At 40.2% G+C, this 15,859-nt stretch carries 21 protein-coding genes and 4 tRNA genes; 8 read left to right on the forward strand and 17 right to left on the reverse strand.

The genetic code is table 11. The features are described 5' to 3' along the window. Positions 1-48: 48 nt before the first annotated feature. The 4 genes from QJ048_RS18770 to QJ048_RS18785 all read right to left on the reverse strand — a co-directional run bounded on the left by QJ048_RS18770 (position 49) and on the right by QJ048_RS18785 (position 2,000). Positions 49-552 carry an RICIN domain-containing protein gene (locus tag QJ048_RS18770; protein WP_282335951.1) on the reverse strand — a complete coding sequence of 168 codons (504 nt, stop codon included), beginning with the start codon at positions 550-552 and terminating at the stop codon, positions 49-51. Positions 553-624: 72 nt separating this feature from the next. Next, a complete protein-coding gene (locus QJ048_RS18775; RefSeq protein ID WP_282335952.1) occupies positions 625-840 on the reverse strand; it encodes a hypothetical protein in 216 nt (71 codons plus the stop codon). A 31-nt stretch (positions 841-871) separates the two neighbouring features. Next, entirely contained in the window at positions 872-1,468 is a 597-nt protein-coding gene (locus tag QJ048_RS18780; RefSeq protein ID WP_282335953.1) for an outer membrane beta-barrel protein, read from the reverse strand. A 172-nt stretch (positions 1,469-1,640) separates the two neighbouring features. Continuing rightward, positions 1,641-2,000: a SnoaL-like domain-containing protein gene (locus tag QJ048_RS18785; RefSeq protein WP_282335954.1), complete on the reverse strand. Its 360-nt coding sequence runs from the start codon at positions 1,998-2,000 to the stop codon at positions 1,641-1,643. Between the two features lie 284 nt (positions 2,001-2,284). Between QJ048_RS18785 and QJ048_RS18790 the strand changes: the two genes are divergently transcribed. From QJ048_RS18790 to QJ048_RS18800, 3 genes are all read left to right on the forward strand, one after another. Next, positions 2,285-3,073, forward strand: a complete 789-nt coding sequence (locus QJ048_RS18790; RefSeq protein ID WP_282335955.1) for a ferritin-like domain-containing protein — start codon at positions 2,285-2,287, stop codon at positions 3,071-3,073. Positions 3,074-3,190: 117 nt separating this feature from the next. Beyond that, complete coding sequence (locus QJ048_RS18795) at positions 3,191-4,102, forward strand: alpha/beta hydrolase (protein WP_282335956.1); 912 nt, start codon at positions 3,191-3,193, stop codon at positions 4,100-4,102. Positions 4,103-4,256: 154 nt separating this feature from the next. Beyond that, positions 4,257-4,709 (forward strand): DoxX family protein, encoded by a 453-nt coding sequence (locus tag QJ048_RS18800; protein WP_282335957.1) that lies wholly within the window; start codon positions 4,257-4,259, stop codon positions 4,707-4,709. 42 nt (positions 4,710-4,751) lie between these two features. Here QJ048_RS18800 and QJ048_RS18805 read toward each other — a convergent pair whose 3' ends face one another. From QJ048_RS18805 to QJ048_RS18825, 6 genes are all read right to left on the reverse strand, one after another. Further along, positions 4,752-5,876, reverse strand: a complete 1,125-nt coding sequence (locus tag QJ048_RS18805; protein WP_282335958.1) for an AAA family ATPase — start codon at positions 5,874-5,876, stop codon at positions 4,752-4,754. Further along, positions 5,845-6,555, reverse strand: a complete 711-nt coding sequence (locus QJ048_RS18810) for an RNA ligase family protein (protein WP_282335959.1) — start codon at positions 6,553-6,555, stop codon at positions 5,845-5,847. Before QJ048_RS18810 ends, QJ048_RS18805 begins: the two co-directional genes overlap by 32 nt. Positions 6,556-6,916: 361 nt before the next feature. Then, positions 6,917-7,075, reverse strand: a complete 159-nt coding sequence (locus tag QJ048_RS18815; RefSeq protein ID WP_282335960.1) for a hypothetical protein — start codon at positions 7,073-7,075, stop codon at positions 6,917-6,919. 69 nt (positions 7,076-7,144) lie between these two features. Continuing rightward, positions 7,145-7,876 (reverse strand): metallophosphoesterase family protein, encoded by a 732-nt coding sequence (locus tag QJ048_RS18820; protein ID WP_282335961.1) that lies wholly within the window; start codon positions 7,874-7,876, stop codon positions 7,145-7,147. A 43-nt stretch (positions 7,877-7,919) separates the two neighbouring features. Further along, entirely contained in the window at positions 7,920-8,087 is a 168-nt protein-coding gene (locus QJ048_RS23485; protein ID WP_425607799.1) for an ADP-ribosylglycohydrolase family protein, read from the reverse strand. 60 nt (positions 8,088-8,147) lie between these two features. Beyond that, complete coding sequence (locus QJ048_RS18825; protein ID WP_282335962.1) at positions 8,148-8,552, reverse strand: DoxX family protein; 405 nt, start codon at positions 8,550-8,552, stop codon at positions 8,148-8,150. An 86-nt stretch (positions 8,553-8,638) separates the two neighbouring features. Here QJ048_RS18825 and QJ048_RS18830 point away from each other — a divergent pair, with 86 nt between their 5' ends. The 4 genes from QJ048_RS18830 to QJ048_RS18845 all read left to right on the forward strand — a co-directional run bounded on the left by QJ048_RS18830 (position 8,639) and on the right by QJ048_RS18845 (position 12,644). Continuing rightward, positions 8,639-9,469 (forward strand): AraC family transcriptional regulator, encoded by an 831-nt coding sequence (locus tag QJ048_RS18830; protein WP_282335963.1) that lies wholly within the window; start codon positions 8,639-8,641, stop codon positions 9,467-9,469. A 73-nt stretch (positions 9,470-9,542) separates the two neighbouring features. Further along, a complete protein-coding gene (locus QJ048_RS18835) occupies positions 9,543-10,649 on the forward strand; it encodes an ABC transporter permease (protein WP_282335964.1) in 1,107 nt (368 codons plus the stop codon). Between the two features lie 212 nt (positions 10,650-10,861). After that, positions 10,862-11,458, forward strand: coding sequence for a TetR/AcrR family transcriptional regulator (locus QJ048_RS18840; RefSeq protein ID WP_282335965.1), 597 nt, complete (start codon positions 10,862-10,864; stop codon positions 11,456-11,458). A 19-nt stretch (positions 11,459-11,477) separates the two neighbouring features. Continuing rightward, positions 11,478-12,644: an FAD-dependent oxidoreductase gene (locus QJ048_RS18845; protein ID WP_282335966.1), complete on the forward strand. Its 1,167-nt coding sequence runs from the start codon at positions 11,478-11,480 to the stop codon at positions 12,642-12,644. Between the two features lie 200 nt (positions 12,645-12,844). Here the strand turns inward: QJ048_RS18845 and QJ048_RS18850 are convergent, their stop codons facing one another. Beyond that, positions 12,845-13,336 (reverse strand): hypothetical protein, encoded by a 492-nt coding sequence (locus tag QJ048_RS18850; RefSeq protein ID WP_282335967.1) that lies wholly within the window; start codon positions 13,334-13,336, stop codon positions 12,845-12,847. A 245-nt stretch (positions 13,337-13,581) separates the two neighbouring features. Continuing rightward, entirely contained in the window at positions 13,582-14,175 is a 594-nt protein-coding gene (locus QJ048_RS18855; protein WP_282335968.1) for a dihydrofolate reductase family protein, read from the reverse strand. 235 nt (positions 14,176-14,410) lie between these two features. Here QJ048_RS18855 and QJ048_RS18860 point away from each other — a divergent pair, with 235 nt between their 5' ends. Then, a complete protein-coding gene (locus QJ048_RS18860; protein WP_282335969.1) occupies positions 14,411-14,986 on the forward strand; it encodes a hypothetical protein in 576 nt (191 codons plus the stop codon). A gap of 116 nt (positions 14,987-15,102) precedes the next feature. Here the strand turns inward: QJ048_RS18860 and QJ048_RS18865 are convergent. The 5 genes from QJ048_RS18865 to QJ048_RS18880 all read right to left on the reverse strand — a co-directional run bounded on the left by QJ048_RS18865 (position 15,103) and on the right by QJ048_RS18880 (position 15,832). Further along, a tRNA-Lys gene (locus tag QJ048_RS18865) sits at positions 15,103-15,173 on the reverse strand. Beyond that, positions 15,164-15,412, reverse strand: a complete 249-nt coding sequence (locus QJ048_RS23490) for a GIY-YIG nuclease family protein (protein ID WP_425607793.1) — start codon at positions 15,410-15,412, stop codon at positions 15,164-15,166. Before QJ048_RS23490 ends, QJ048_RS18865 begins: the two co-directional genes overlap by 10 nt. A 51-nt stretch (positions 15,413-15,463) precedes the next feature. After that, a tRNA-Leu gene (locus tag QJ048_RS18870) sits at positions 15,464-15,537 on the reverse strand. 59 nt (positions 15,538-15,596) lie between these two features. After that, positions 15,597-15,671, reverse strand: a tRNA-Lys gene (locus QJ048_RS18875). Between the two features lie 86 nt (positions 15,672-15,757). Continuing rightward, a tRNA-Lys gene (locus QJ048_RS18880) sits at positions 15,758-15,832 on the reverse strand. Between the last annotated feature and the right edge of the window lie 27 nt (positions 15,833-15,859).

Consider the following 15,859-nt stretch of genomic DNA (forward strand, 5'->3'; position numbering starts at 1 on the left):
AGCTATTCGCCCGGGCCTCATCAATTTGAGAGCTTGTTCAATGGTGTATTAAATATCTGGATTCTGTTCGCGTAGTGTCCACCACTGTATGGTGGAGTTATCGTACTTTGACAAAATGATCTTACTATCAACTGTACCGTCTCTGTCAGAAGGAGTAAGGTACAGATCAGTTCCTTTCAATTTTATCATGTACACATTGTTTTGAACCGGAATGAATTCGTATTCCTGTGAGATCTGATCAACTGTTAAAGGCTGTTGTTCCAATGCGGAGCCGTTGTATGCACTGGCACAAGGTTGAAATGTCTTGTTTGTAAACAGGTTTTTCAACTGGTATGTTTGACCAGCCACATGCTGGAAATCCCATGTCACACATTTCCACTTCACTGGGGAATAAGAAACCAAAGGAGTGCCATTATCTGCATTTGCATCTTTAACACGCAGGTACATTCCTGTTTCTAAGTTTTTAATAGCATACGTTCCCTTAATTACCTGGGAGTTGCCGGTGCAAGCATATAATAACCCACACAAGCACATCATTACGAATCGGACCATTGGGTTTTAGTTTTTGAGTACTACAATATATCAAGTCGAATCAAGTCAAGTAGTCTAATATAGGAAACTTTTTTACAAAATCTCCCATTTTCCGTCATTATCTTTTGCATAGGATAACCCATTGCTCATCTCGTGAATCTGCCTGCCTCCGTCATTTACATAACTGCGCTTTTCATACACTCTAATACCATTGTTTTCTCTTGTTAAATAAACGAGCAATGCGTTTAAAGTAGGCGCCACATCGTTCAACCATTGTCCGTCGCTTTCGCGTACAAATGCCTGACTCATAGGGATTTCTTTTAAAAAGTGAACTAAAAAATCATCTCCTGAAAAAGAATCCTGCACAAATCATACCCTTATACCCAAAGCCCAATTCAACAAAGCCGCCAACATTACTGCCATATCTGGCTCCAATACCAATGATCTGTAAATCAAAACTGCCAGAGCTGGTTTTCTTTTCTGCCCCGGAAATAGGTGTAAGTGTTTCATTACTAAATGTATAGCCCAATCCTAACCCGGAATACAAATGAAATTTTTCTTTCTTGATATACCGATAATCAGCTTCTGCTGCAATAGTGTAAAAGTTTCTGTGAAGGTCACCCGACTTCTCACGGCTGTAGGAGTAGTCGCCATTACCAGTTTGATAGGCGAAAGTAGCCCCTACTGCTAGCTTCTGTTTTTTGGTAAGAAAAGTTTTATATCCCACATGCCAGGCTGGTGAATACTTCACATTCTCTGAGTAAGTATCGACCATGAAAATTGCTGAAAAAAAATCGGTCATTCCGTTTAAAGTGGTGCTGGCAGCTTCGTTTGTGGTACCAAAGCCAAAACCCAAACTTACCTCATGTTTGGATTGGGCAAAAGAAGTGAGATTTAAGGTTAACAGGGAGGCAAAAACCATTAGTGTTTTTTGCATGTTTTTGCATTTTTTATTAAAATACAAAAAATCAACTGCAAAAGCTATCTTTTTTACCCAGAGAAAATAACTGAATAACTGAGTAACTGAAAGGTTGATTATCAAAAAGCAAGATCGATCTTCAGTGTCTCAGTTATTGAGTTACTCAGTTATTCAACCTGCGTCTATGCGCTTACATATAAAACTGCTCTGACACTATCTTTCCGTCCTGCACGTGATAAACACAAAGTTCAGACATCTTTTCGCGGTTCCGTCCTTTCATTTTCATATCCATGTCCAATACAAATGCAATGGAGTTACCTGATATAAGAGGTTCAGACACTTTTACTCCATGAGCCTCTTCTACCATTGATTGAAATTTATGTCCTTTCTCAATTATTTTATCCAGTCCTTTTGTTTCTTTATCAAAACCTGCTGATGCCTCGGCCTCGATGCTTACAACATCCTTTGAATAAAGCTCTTTTTGTGCTTTTTCAAATTCGCCTTCGCGACAATAGTCCACTAATTTTTGTGCGATTTGTTTTGTAGTCATAATAAAAGTTTTTGAGTGAACAATGCAATGTTTCGCCGAAAAAATCATACCAGCTGATAATCTGAAAAATGAACGGAGCACAAGCGATATATTTTCAATCTATTATTAAACTCCTTCTGAAAATTTAACAATCAACACAACTGACAAATTTTCAATTCTGATTAATGCCTTCCACAAAAACACACTCTTAAAGAAAATCTAAAATCAAATCATCACTATGAAACTAAATTATTTTCATTTTACTTTGTATTACAAAGTGCTTTTAAATACATAAATAAACACAAATGAACAGTAAAGAATGGATTGCATATTTCCGCCAAAATGCAAAGCAATACAGGGTTGACTGGAACCTCGACCCAAACATTACCCAGGAACAAATCAGTGCCGTTATCTATTCACTACAAGCATGGCAACTCGGAGAAACTTCTGACGGCAGCAACCTGCTGAGGGCCGCCACGAAGTATGCTCATTCAATTAACGATCCGGATTACATTGAAGCTGTGAAACTATTCATCAAAGAAGAGCAGAAGCATGGCAATAATCTTGGGTTATACATCGATGCCATTGGAGAAAAAAGAATCAGGCAGGATTGGGGAGATTCGCTGTTTAGAAAAATAAGATACTTCAACACCAGCATGGAGCTGTGGACACTTACTGTGATTGTCGTGGAAAGTACTGCCCAAATATTTTATCAATCACTGAAAGATGCAAGCGACTGCACTTTGCTAAAACAAATTTGTACAGACATATTGATAGACGAAGCCTATCACATCACTTTTCAAATGGAACGCATGTCAACAATCGTTAAAGACAAAACAGTCTTTGGAAAGCGCTGGAGGAAATGGTTCTACAAATTATTTTTCTTCTCCACTACACTAGTCGTCTGGTTTGCACACAAGAAAGCATTTAAAGCAGGTGGTAATACTTTTAAAAGTTATTGCAAGAAGATGAGCTTGAAATACGGTAAAACGTTAGGCAAATTGGGTGCATCTAGTAGACAGGCACTGGTAGCTGGTGAAGCATCTGAAATCACGATTCATCAGTATAAAACTATCGCACGTGAACACTCCTAACAATTTTCAATTTCCTGCTGTTTCTGCAGCCAATTTGATTTATTTTGTGAGCTATTTCAATCATTTTGTCCTTTATCAAAAAATAAAAATATCTTACAACCACCAACGATTGCCATTATGAACAGAAACATTTTACTCGTACTTTTTATGATTATGCTTACAACTGTGAAGGCACAAACAACTTTTAACTTATACAAGAACGCTATACCGGGAAGCAAGCCCGTTAAAAATGAAGAGGTTTCTGAAACATCAGGCGGCATTCTACGCATTAGTAAAATCACCGTTCCTACTCTTACGGCATACATTCCTGAAAAGCAGGATGCGAAAAGAACAGCAGTTGTTATTTGCCCCGGCGGCGGTTACTCAATCGTGGCAGCAGATCACGAAGGTACAGCTATCGCAAAAGAATTCAACAAAAAGGGCATTACTGCTTTTGTTTTGAAATATCGGCTCCCCGATGCAAACGCCATGGAGAGTAAAGAGATCGGACCACTTCAGGATGCACAACAAGCCATTAAAACAGTAAGGGACAGCGCTGCAAAATGGAATATCGATCCTGCGCATGTGGGCATCATAGGCTTTTCCGCAGGCGGGCATCTGGCATCCACTGCTGGCACACATTTCACCCAGTCGGTAATTGACAATAAAGAAAACACCAATCTGCGTCCGGACTTTATGATCCTTATTTATCCTGTCATCAGCTTCCAGGATGCATACGGCCATATCGGTTCAAGGGACCAGTTGATTGGCAAAAATCCTTCACAGGAAAAAATCAAAGAGTACTCCAATGAATTAAAGGTTACTTCGAATACACCTCCAACCTTCCTTGTACACGCAAGCGACGACAAGGTTGTTAATCCGCAAAACAGCACTTTGTTCTACGAAGCACTGCTTGCAAATCATGTCCCTGCTGAATTACACATATACCAAACTGGCGGCCATGGTTTCGGTCTTCACAGAAAAAACACTTCCGATGAATGGATGGACAGATGTTTTGATTGGATGAAGGTGAATGGACTAAAAAACTAGGAACTAGGATTAGGAGCCAGGAATTAGAATTTGAAGAAGTTTACATTTTGAAAGGGAATTCTTCAACCTTAGTTAAGATAATAAACAATAAAAGTTTGGTGTTTTTTCACCAAACTTTTATTGTTTATTATCTTTCGTTTTACAAAGTAGCACGATGAAACCTTTGATCATTCTTATCACAACATTTATTCTCTCATTCCTGGCAATACTCATACTCACAGGCAAATATAATTTTCCGTTGGCGGGTCGCATTGCCATGTGTGTGATGCTAATTTCCACCGGCATAGCCCATTTCGTGTACACAAACGGTATGATTATGATGTTGCCAAAATTTATTCCTTTAAGAAAACCACTCGTGCATCTCACCGGTATTATGGAAATAGTTGCTGCCATTACCCTGCTGATTCCCTCCTGGCAATTTGTTACCGCTATATTTCTGATTGCATTTTTCATCGTTCTTCTACCTGCAAATATTTATGCAGCCTACAATCATATCAACTATGAAAAGGCAACTTATGATGGTGATGGATTAAACTATCTGTGGTTCAGAGTGCCTTTGCAGATATTATTTATTGTATGGATTTACTTAAGTGCGATAAGATTCTAGAAAGCAAGGGAAAACGAATAATCATTTCCCTTGCATTTTACATTATGTCTTTGTTATGTAAACAACTTCATGCGCTTCCACTATCGTTGGCACCTCCAGCTTGCTGATCAATTTTTCCATCACAGCCAAAGGTACAACAGCCTCTCTTTGTTTGTTTTGCTGTAATAACAAATTGGCGGCTACTTCAACATATACAATTGTTACGTGCGCATCATAAGTCATAAACAAACTGATCAATTGCTCACGCATTTGCTTTGTGATGTTTGTCGCGTTCCAAACAAAAGATTTCTTTGCACGCAAATAAGTTCTCGCCTTTTCCTTTGCTGCCTGAATAACAAGACCATTGCCACTTTTGTCATCAGGTTTTATCTTCATCTCTTTTCGAATGTCATCCAATGAAATGACAGGCAACGCCTTGTAGCGCTGACGTAAAAATGTATCTTTTCCCGCCCCAGGCAATCCACTCATCATAATCACCTCTACTGCCGATTGTTCAAAGGGTACATACTCCGGCGACTCGCCATTTTTCAACAAGTAATGTGCCCTTGCTTCTGCAGAAGCAAATTGCTTTGGCCCCTCCCAGCAATCGTACTCTTTGCACAGTTCAATAAAACAATCGATCCGGTAAAGCAGTTCCTGTCGGTCATTACATATGCGTCCGAGCACGTCTGCTTTTGCCAGAATGGCCAACATTTTCAGATCCACCTCAAGACTTGCAATAATTACGGATCGTTCAGGATCAGGCTTTTCAAATATCCACAGTGGCAAGCCGTGATACCTCACGAGTTTTGCAATCTGCTCCCGTATAAAAAACGGTGTGGATATATCGCGATATAAAACTTGTCTCGCTGTTCCCTCACCTTTTCTCGCATGTCCTGCTGAAGTTATTGCTCCATCGTCTTCTATTACCGTAGTGCTATATTTTTCAACATCATGCATTAATGCCGCGGCCCACAATATTTCTTGTGATTGCTCATCCAATTGCTGGTATTCTTCCAATGTCACCAATGATTTCAACACCATTTGCGTGTGAATGGCAACATTCCCCTCTCCATGATGCCGCGCATCCTGCGGAACTTCGTTCATTATTTTTACCCACCAGAATTTTTCTTCCAGGTAATGCCAGTCTTTATTACTACTTATCTGCCACATAACTACCTCCTTCATTAATTAGTTTTGCACGACGCCAATTGCGTATCCAATGCTGATCTGTTTTTACATGTCCCTTGCGCACATACTTGAAAACGTTGTTTGCAAAATCATCCACTGCATAACCTTCGACATTCCTGGAAACAATGCCTTCCATGGTAGCAATGTTTCCGTTGTTTATATCGTGAGGTTCAAATGCACCGGGCCCCTTCACAATTTCCAGTATGCCTTTTTCAAAATCAGCCTGAACCATTGGCCGCTTTACTATTTTAATTTCGGGCACTGTTGGCAAATCCAACATCGCCGCATAAAATTTTGTTTCTTCCCAACTCAACCATCTGTCGCCTTCACGTATACCGAAGACAAAAAAATGATGATCAAGTTTTTTATATTCCAGAGAGTGGACCGCATATAAATTTTCGAGGAACACTTCCAGGTTGCCGAGGTCGTTCTTAACGCTTTTCCAATAATTGCGCAAAGTTGCTGTCCATGCAGAAGTTGTAGGCGCTGCATGTGAACGGGCGAACACGCCATATTGCGAAAGGCAGTTGTTTTCACCATCCAGTTTTTCCGTATGCACCAATTGCTCAATGGCGCTTACGTTTTTCCAGTAGTCATGCTGAATTCTATCATCACTTGTAGTACCGGGAGAAAACGGATAGTGATAAGTACGGCCGTATTTTTGAGATATTGCCATGTTATCAATATTTAGTTTAGAAAATAAAATTCACAGGCCGCTTCCGGAACGGAAGGGCTACAGAGAAAGATTTAATATGCCTGTGAAATTACATGGCTCAAAAGTTTATGCGTTTTATTACTGAGGTGCAAAACTAGTAAAATAATTTGCATTTGCAAGAGTAGATTGATTGGGATATTAGACAACCCGGTTGCAGGTGTTGATCTCAGATCCCTCCTTCGTCGGGATGACAAGCAAGAGTGGTTTAATTTTTCGAACGGACTAACAAAACAACATTCATAACAAAATCGCCACATTTACATCGAGATTGTAATCCGTGTAAATCCATCTAATCCGTGTCATCTGTGTGCCAACATTTTGGTCAGAGATATTTCGCAATAGAAAAACAACGAACACCTTCTATATTCTTGTAAGAATCAGTTGTGTAAATATCATCCACAAAATCGATCACGGCCCCTTTGCTAAATATGCCGTGGCTCACGATCAGCACCACTTTTTTAGCGCCTTTATCTTTAAGCATTTTTGCCGTTCCGGCAAATGTTCCGCCACCATCGCAGATATGAGGTTGAATGTTTTCATCTGTTTAGGTTTATTTATTTCTGCCTTTTTCGTTTGGATATAATTTTTGCGGCGCATCGCTCTGCCAGAATTCTTTTGTATCGATATCCAGCGCCGATATCCGTCCTTTAAAAGCTGCGCCGGTATCTATATCCCATACGTTCGATGCCTGCATTGGAACGGTTATACCATAGTTTGTTGTTGGTGTATGTCCTATGAAAATCTCTTTGTACAACGCTAAACGCTTTGGATAAAAAGGAGATTCTTTGGAAAGATTTTTATCTGTGGCCAATGCCGTCTCCAACAAAGTTCTGTCCCATAAAAAATTACTTTCGTGCCTTTCCTTAGCGGGGCCATGCATTGACGAAAATCCAGCGTGAATGAACAAGCGATTTTCCTTATCCACGTAATAGCCTTTCATTCTGTTGAAAAATTCGAGGTGCGCTTTCTTTTGATCATCGCTAAACCCAATATAACTTTCCACGGTTTCCTTCCCGCCATGCAGCAGCCACTCATTGTTTGCCTGGGCACCGTTTAGCCAATTCTCACACCACCAATCATGATTCCCTTTTATGAAAACACATTCCGGCTTTTCATCAAGCTGTATCAAATAATCGATCACCTGTGCAGACTGCGACCAGCCGTCTACATAATCACCGAGGAAAATAAGTTTGTCATCCGGTTGAAGATTTAACTCACCAATCAATTGCTGCAGCGCTTTTAGAGCGCCATGAATATCTCCTATTACTAATGTTTTGGCCATGAGCGAAGTAAATACTTTATAAGTATTTTTTGTGAAGTTTTAATTATAATCTAATAAAAAGTCGTTCACTCAAATCCTCAATCTCATTTCGTCTTGCCAGTTTAGCAGCCCATTCCTGCGGGATCGCCTCCGTACCGTATATAAGCCCTGAAAGCCCTCCTGTTACTGCTGCGGTTGTATCGGTATCACTTCCAAAATTAACGGCTTCAATACCGCCTCTTTGTAGTTATCTGCATTTAAAATCCACCAAATGGTCGCTTCAAAGTGTGAACTACATAACCAGTTTTTCAAAAAAGACGTTGTCAAGAGAGTACGTATTGCTTGCCGCATAGTGGAGAAGTAGTGCAAAAAAAGCAACGTGAATTAACTGTGAAGGAAGTGCCTCCCAGTTTTCAATCAAAGTAGTCCCCAATATCAGCATAATCATTACGATGCTGCCGGCAACTAATGTCGGGCGGATAAACAGACCCAGCATGAGCAACAGGCCAATGACAAACTCCACCAATGGCAGCGCATAGCTGAATGGTTTCACTATGGTTGCCGATAACATTGACTTCTCAAATGAAGTTACCATCCAGTTACTGAAGCCTTTGAGTTTGGGCAAACGTACCAAACCGTGACCAAGCATGCTTGCACCTATGGCGAGTCTTAATAGTAGAAAACTTGTCGTGTTCATTGTTGCATTTGTTTGTGATGCAAAGTTTTACAATTTCAAAATGCTGCGTTTGTACAATCGCTGGGTTAATTTGTAATTTTGGTGGTATGGAAATCAAAAGCCTTTATCAACCATTTGAAACGTATTACATGGAGACGGATGAATACGTTTCCCAAAAGCATAAAAAGACTTTTTTTGAATTGGTGTTTGTATTGGAGGGAAATGGCAAACAAATGATCAATGACCATTCTCTGCCATACGCTCCGGATAAGCTTTTCCTGATCTTTCCACAAGATAAGCACGGCTTTGAAGTGCAGAGCCACACAAAGTTTCTCTTCATCCGTTTTAACGACAGCTATTTAAAAACACAAAGCAGGAACTGGGTGCAAAAGGTTGAATACATTTTCCACAACCACAATCATATGCCCGGTTGTATTCTTGCGAATGTTTCTGATAAGCCATTGATAAGAGCTTTGGCGGAAGCAATCATTCGTGAACAATCAAACAATGTACACAATCGTGATGAAGTTATTGCGCAATGCATCAACACGATCATTACGATAGCAGCCAGAAATATTACCATTGATGACGTGGCAAATAAAAAATCTGACACATTGGATGAATCACTCGCGTTACTCAATTACATTCATCAGCATATTTATGAACCGGAAAAATTAAGGGTCGAAGAGATCGCACGTACGTTCAATTTTTCAAGCAACTATATCAACGAGTATTTCAAGAAACATATCGGCGAAAGTCTGCAGCAATACATTACCAAATACAAAGTAAAGCTGATCAAAACGCGCCTGAAACATTCAAACATGCGCTTGAATGAAATTGCCGATGAGTTTGGCTTTACAGACCTCAGCCACATGAACCGCACATTCAAAAAGTTCACGAACATCAACCCTACCGAGTACAGGAAAACCGCTTCTTAACCGGGTGTTGCACTTTGTATTTTCAAATTTACAAATCCTCAAATTTTCAAATTTTTCCGATTACATTTGTTTTATGCCGAAATCATACAGTCAACTGCGAGCTGCTTTTGCTTTGGCAAAAGCGAGTTTACTTGCCATGCTTCGTAGTCCTACATCGATTGTTTTTTCTCTTCTCTTCCCTATTATTTTTATAATAGTGTTTGGCTCTATGGTAGACACAACCATTGTTCCGTTGAAAATTTCGGTTGGGCCAAACAGTGATACGAGCAATGTCATTTTCGAATCGGTAAAGAAAATAAAGAACCTTACCATTGTCCCCAATATGTCGCAGGATGAAGCACAGGAGGCGCTGCAAAAGGGTAGACTGACGGCCATTCTACGTATTAAAAAGAACCCGATATTTTCACAATTGCCACCTTACACAATATTGATCACATCCAGCCCGTCGTCTGCTGATGCGGGAGTGTTGCTACAAACTTTGTTGAATAACGTAGTCGGTTCGATTGATAAGGCCGCATTTCCTTCCAATAGTTCTGTTGCCATTTTGCACACCAAGGAATTACCGGGACGTGTTTATCGCAAAATAGATTTTATACTTCCGGGACAATTGGGTCTTTCTTTGCTGATGGCCGGCGTATTTGGGTCTGCATTTCTATTGTTCAATTTGCGCCAGGGCCTTGTTTTAAAACGTTTGTCGGCAACGCCCATCAAACGATCGTATATCATTCTGGGCGAAATGCTCAGCAGGCTTTCGTTTCACGTGCTCAGCTTTATTATTATGGTTGGGCTCGGCTATTTTGCCTTCAACTACACACTTGTTAATGGTTTGCTTACTTTCTTTGAGATGCTGCTGTTCTCGCTTTTCGGCCTAGTGATATTTATGGGCATTGGTTTCATCATTAGTGGTGTAATACAAAATGAAAGCTCCGTTGCACCAACTGCCAATACATTTATCCTTCCGCAAATATTATTGTGTGGACTTTTCTTTCCTATAGAAAATTATCCGCACGGGTTGCAAGCTTTCTGCAACATTTTACCGCTTACACTATTTGTGGACGGCTTGCGTAAAATAGGATTTGAAGGTGCCCACATCTGGCAGCTACCATGGCAGGTAATTGGCCTGATCATTTGGGCCACAGCGTTGAGCGTGGTCGCGGTGAAGTTGTTTAAGTGGGAATAGGTAATCAATTAAGAATTGAAAGTTGAAAATGCCTTCTGTGTCGCCGTTGCAATGAGACATTCAAATCTTTCTGTTCATCAAATTGCAGACCTCATGCAATCAACGCTTCTCCCATTTTCAACTTTTAATTTTTAATTTCCTCTCTTTTTTAACATTTCAAACTTCATTAGTAAATAAACGTTTACTTATATTTGCATTGTCAACTAAAAAACATGAGACCTAAGAGCATAGAGAAGGAACAGGCCATACGTACTATTGCATTGAAAATCATTCATGAAGAAGGACTGGAAAACCTAAGTATGCAAAAGCTGGCTAAGGCTGCCAACATCTCTCCCAGAACGATTTATATAAAATACGTGGATAAGGAAGACCTCCTAATCAAGCTGTTTATTGATGAAGTACTTGGAGAATATGAAAAAGCAGTGCTGGATAATTTTGATGAAAAAATGGATTTTGCCGAAGGCGTAAAAAGAATATGGCTCAACACTTTCCGATACTTTAAAAACAACAGACAGGCTTTTGCATTGATGCAGTATGGCAATTCATCGCCGCTATTACACAAGGCATTTAAAGAAAGAAACATACAGGAGGGACAATTCTTCGCTCCTATTCATAAATTTTATAAAACCAATATCTCTAAAAAGATCATCAAAAACTTTCCCATTGAAGTGTGTCGTGCATTGCTGATGTCGCCCATCTTCAACCTGATGAACGAATACTTTGAACATCTCGACAGACCCAAGCAAATCATTACTGAAAGAGTAATTCTTGAAAGTTGTGAAGTAGTGATAAAAGGAATGACAATTTAAAACAACAAAACTTATTAAAATGAAAAACCTGATCAATAAAAAAATAGCCATCGTTGGTGGTGGCCCCGGCGGACTGACGTTAGCAAAGCTCCTGCAAATTAAAGGCGCTGATATAAAAGTGTATGAAAGAGATGTAAATAAGGATGTGAGGGTGCAAGGCGCAACACTTGATCTGCACGAGGATTCAGGCCTGGAAGCGCTCAGGCAAGCTGGACTGATGGAGGCATTCAAGGAAAACTACAGACCAAATGCAGATAGAATTCGTATTGTTGATAGTGCCGCCAATATCGTATTTGATGAACATGGCGATGAAATGCATCAAGGCGAGTTTGGAGACATTGCTTTTCGCCCGGAAATTGATCGCGGACCGCTTAGAAAAATGTTATTGGAATCTCTACAACCAGGCACCATTGTTTGGGATAGTAACTTGACAACACTAACACAAACCAATGACCAATGGCAATTGAGTTTCAAAAATGGAAATGTTGCTACTGCTGATATTGTGATCGCTGCAGATGGCGCCAACTCTAAAATCCGTCAGCTTATTACGTCCATAAAGCCATTCTTTACAGGCTATACAATTGTTGAAGGTGCGGTGTACAACTCAGCAACGGCAGCTCCTTACATGCACAACCTGCTGAATGGCGGAAAAATATTTGCCTTCGGCAATAGCAAGAGTTTGATTGTAAGTTCGAAAGGTGACGGCAGCCTGGTTTTCTATACTGGTTGTAAAACGGATGAGGATTGGGTTCGCAAAAGTGGCATCGATTTCTCCGACAAGTCGCAGGTAATTGCATGGTTCAAAAAAGAATTTTCCGATTGGGATAATACATGGTTAGAGCTTTTTGAAAAAGCAGAACCTGCTTTTATTCCCCGTCCTCAATATTGCATGCCCCTGGATCAAACATGGCAAGCGTTGCCAAACCTCACAATGCTCGGTGATGCGGCGCACTTAATGCCACCTTATGCAGGCGAAGGTGTGAACATGGCCATGCAGGATGCGCTTGAGCTAAGCTATGCGCTTACAAGTAATGAATTTGCTGACGTGCACGCAGCTATCGCACACTATGAAAACAAGATGAGGGAAAGAGCTTCTGAAGTAGGAAGAATAACTTTGGAACAAACAGAGAGGCTACATTCTCCTGATGCGATTGAGCATATGCAAGCGATATTCAATAACGACTGAAATAACGGAATAACTGAATAACTGAAGTTTATGTTCAATAGTCATTATTAAAGTTCAACTACTCAGTCATTCAGTCATTCGGGCCACCTGCCCGTGAAGGTTTCGGTCGATGGCGTACAGGGGAATTTTATTTTGGCTACAGGTGCAGACTTTACGCTTTTTGCGAAATCTTTTCAGCAAACCGAAACTTTGTCAATTGGCTATTGTGTCGGCATCTTCACTTGCTTTAATACCCCTTCCTTAATAAAAAGGGTGTCTATATCTTTGGTCGACCATAATTTGCCGGAAAAAGTTGCATCAAAATTCTCACTACCAACTCGCGTTACTGTTAATACAACGGTCGAGCCGGACCCAAGAGCAATGTCATCGTTTTTTACATCGGTGCCATGATCAGAATAAGGACCGTAATAGCGCATGTATGGCATTCTTATTTGTTGCCCAACATATAATTTTGGCTGCAATGAATCAGAGATAACACGAAACGAAAGTCCCAACGTAATGGCATACGCTTTTGACGTGCTGTACACAACCTGTGTATGGCTACTGGAATCCTTATATTGTATCGTGTCCTTGTTGGAAATAAAAAAGGCTGTTGTATTATAATTGACGGGGGTTGGTGTAACAACAGGATTTTCGGTTTGGGAGCAGGAAATAAAAAAAATAAAGGATGCGATAACAAATATTTGTTTCATAAGGAGTTTGTTTTTGCAAAAAATATCTCACCAAAATAGAGTGTTTAGTTCAATTTATTGTACCCTCGGTATTTAAAAATTTGCAAAATAAGAATGTATTTAATTCAGGAACTCTCCTATTATTGATCACCAACATACTTTCACTGCTTTATTTAATCTATAACCATTACTATTAGGCACTCGCAAATCCCAAGCAAATACATTTTCCCAGGACATAAATAAAATTTGTTTCCTATTCTACTTTTCTAATCTCCAACCCTACCGGTCTTCACTTCTCCCGCACGTTTGTAATCGGCTATGATAACACCCTTTGATGTAACGACGCTGTCTGTTAATGTAAATGCCGCCGCAATGGGACCGTCGGTAAATATTTTTTTCCCTTTGCCAAGAGTCAATGGATAAATCTTGAGCCAGAGCTCATCCACCAAATCATTTTTAAGCAGCAGTTGAATAAGTTCGCCACTGCCCCAAACTACAATATCAGAACCTTCGGAGTTTTTAAGTTTTTTTATGTCTGCCAGGTTTTCCAGAAACACAGTATTTTGCCAATCAGATTTTTTTCTTGTTGTGGACAAAACATATTTGGTAACATCATTAATGCCTGGCCACATAGCTGCGTGTTGGGGCCAGTAGGCTTCCCAAATGTCAAACGTTTTTCTTCCTAAAAGAAGATCAGTTGGCTTCAATTGTTTCTGTACAATCTTCGCGCTCACTTCGTCGCCATAGGGAGCAACCCATCCACCATATTCAAACCCGCCTGATGGATCCTCCGCAGGGCCGCCGGGGGCCTGAATTACTCCATCCAGAGTGATCATTGATGAGACGATTATTTTTCTCATGGCATTTACCTCCTATTGATTTACTTTTTAGAATAAAGGTTTCGTCAGGTACAAATCTCGGCAATAAAGATTATGCTATTGAAGGCTGAATGCGACAATTTGGAGGTTGATTGCAAAGAGTTTTAAATAGTTCATAAAAATTCTTATCTTACAATAAGCCATTGAACCCCATTTCCTCCACATTTTTAGTTGCTACCTCTATTTTTTTATTATTAAAAATTTACAAACAATTTTTATGAGAAAAATTCCCTTTTTCGTAGTAATTACTTTTTTAGCAGCCTGCAACTCCAGCACTGACAAATCAAAAATGGAGACTCCAAAGAGCGCCGATTCAACGATGCCAAAACAGGAAAGCCTGACGTATCCTTACACGGCGGACTATTCTTCCGATTTTGAAATCGGTGATGCAAAGAATGCGCAGACACTTCTCCAACTGTACAAAGACTTCGACAACAACACGCTGGACAATTCAAAAAATGCCTTCGCAGAAGTTGACACGATGATTTTTGCAGATGGAAATATGTTTGTTGGCACCAGAGACAGTCTTATTACCCTGGCAAAAAAGAGCAGAGGAATGATGGGTAGTGTTGTTGACTCTGTTCACGCATGGGTGCCTCTCAGAAGTAAAGATAGAAATGAAGAATGGGTGCTGATATGGAGCCGCGAGATTTCAACAGACGCCAAAGGAAAAAAGACAGTGAGGGAACTGCAGGAAACATGGCGGTTTGATAAAAACGGGAAGGTTAATTTAGTGTATCAATACCAGCAGGCGATTCCCAAAATGATGGTACCAGAGCATCCGAAAAAATAATATCTGGTTGCTCTAAACCGAGGATGAATCAAAATTTTAATTGTCGCCGCAATCAAAATTTTCAAAATAAAAAAGCCTTTGATCGATTTGACCAAAGGCTACTTATTTTTTTGTGATCCCGCTGGGACTCGAACCCAGGACCCTCCCGATCAAAATCGGGATGCTCGACCAACCGAACTATGGAATTTTTCCAAATAACCGTTCAATGTACTTTCGCGATTTCTGCTTTTTAATATATGCTTCTCGTCGCTTAGCTTCTTGCAGCGTCTCAAATATCTCGTTATGAACAACCACCCATGGCGTACCAGTGCTCGTGAATTTTGAATGTCCGATGTTATGTTCATATAGGCGTCTTTCGATGTCAGTGCATGCGCCGACATAATACTTATCTAATTTCGCAGAATATAAAATGTATGTGAATGGCATTGAACAACTTTGATCGATTATGAGATTTGACCAAAGGTTATTTGTTTTTTGTGATCCCACCGGGACTCGATCCCAGGACCCTCCGATTTTAAATCGGGATGCCCTACCAACCAAGCTATAGAATCAAAATTTCCAAAATAAAAAAACCTTTGATCGATTTGACCAAAGGTTACTTGTTTTTCTGTGATCCCGCTGGGACTCGAACCCAGGACCCTCCCGATCAAAGATCGGGATGCTCTATCAACTGAGCAATGGAATCAAAATTCGATTGTTCATCGAAACTGAAAATTTTCGAAATAAAAAAGCCTTTGATCGATTTGACCAAAGGCTACTACTTAATTTTTGTGATCCCGCTGGGACTCGAACCCAGGACCCTCCCGATCAAAGATCGGGATGCTCTATCAACTGAGCAATGGAATCAAAATTCGATTGTTCATCGAAACTGAA

The organism is Pinibacter soli (assembly GCF_029961145.1).
GTDB lineage: Bacteria > Bacteroidota > Bacteroidia > Chitinophagales > Chitinophagaceae > Pinibacter > Pinibacter soli.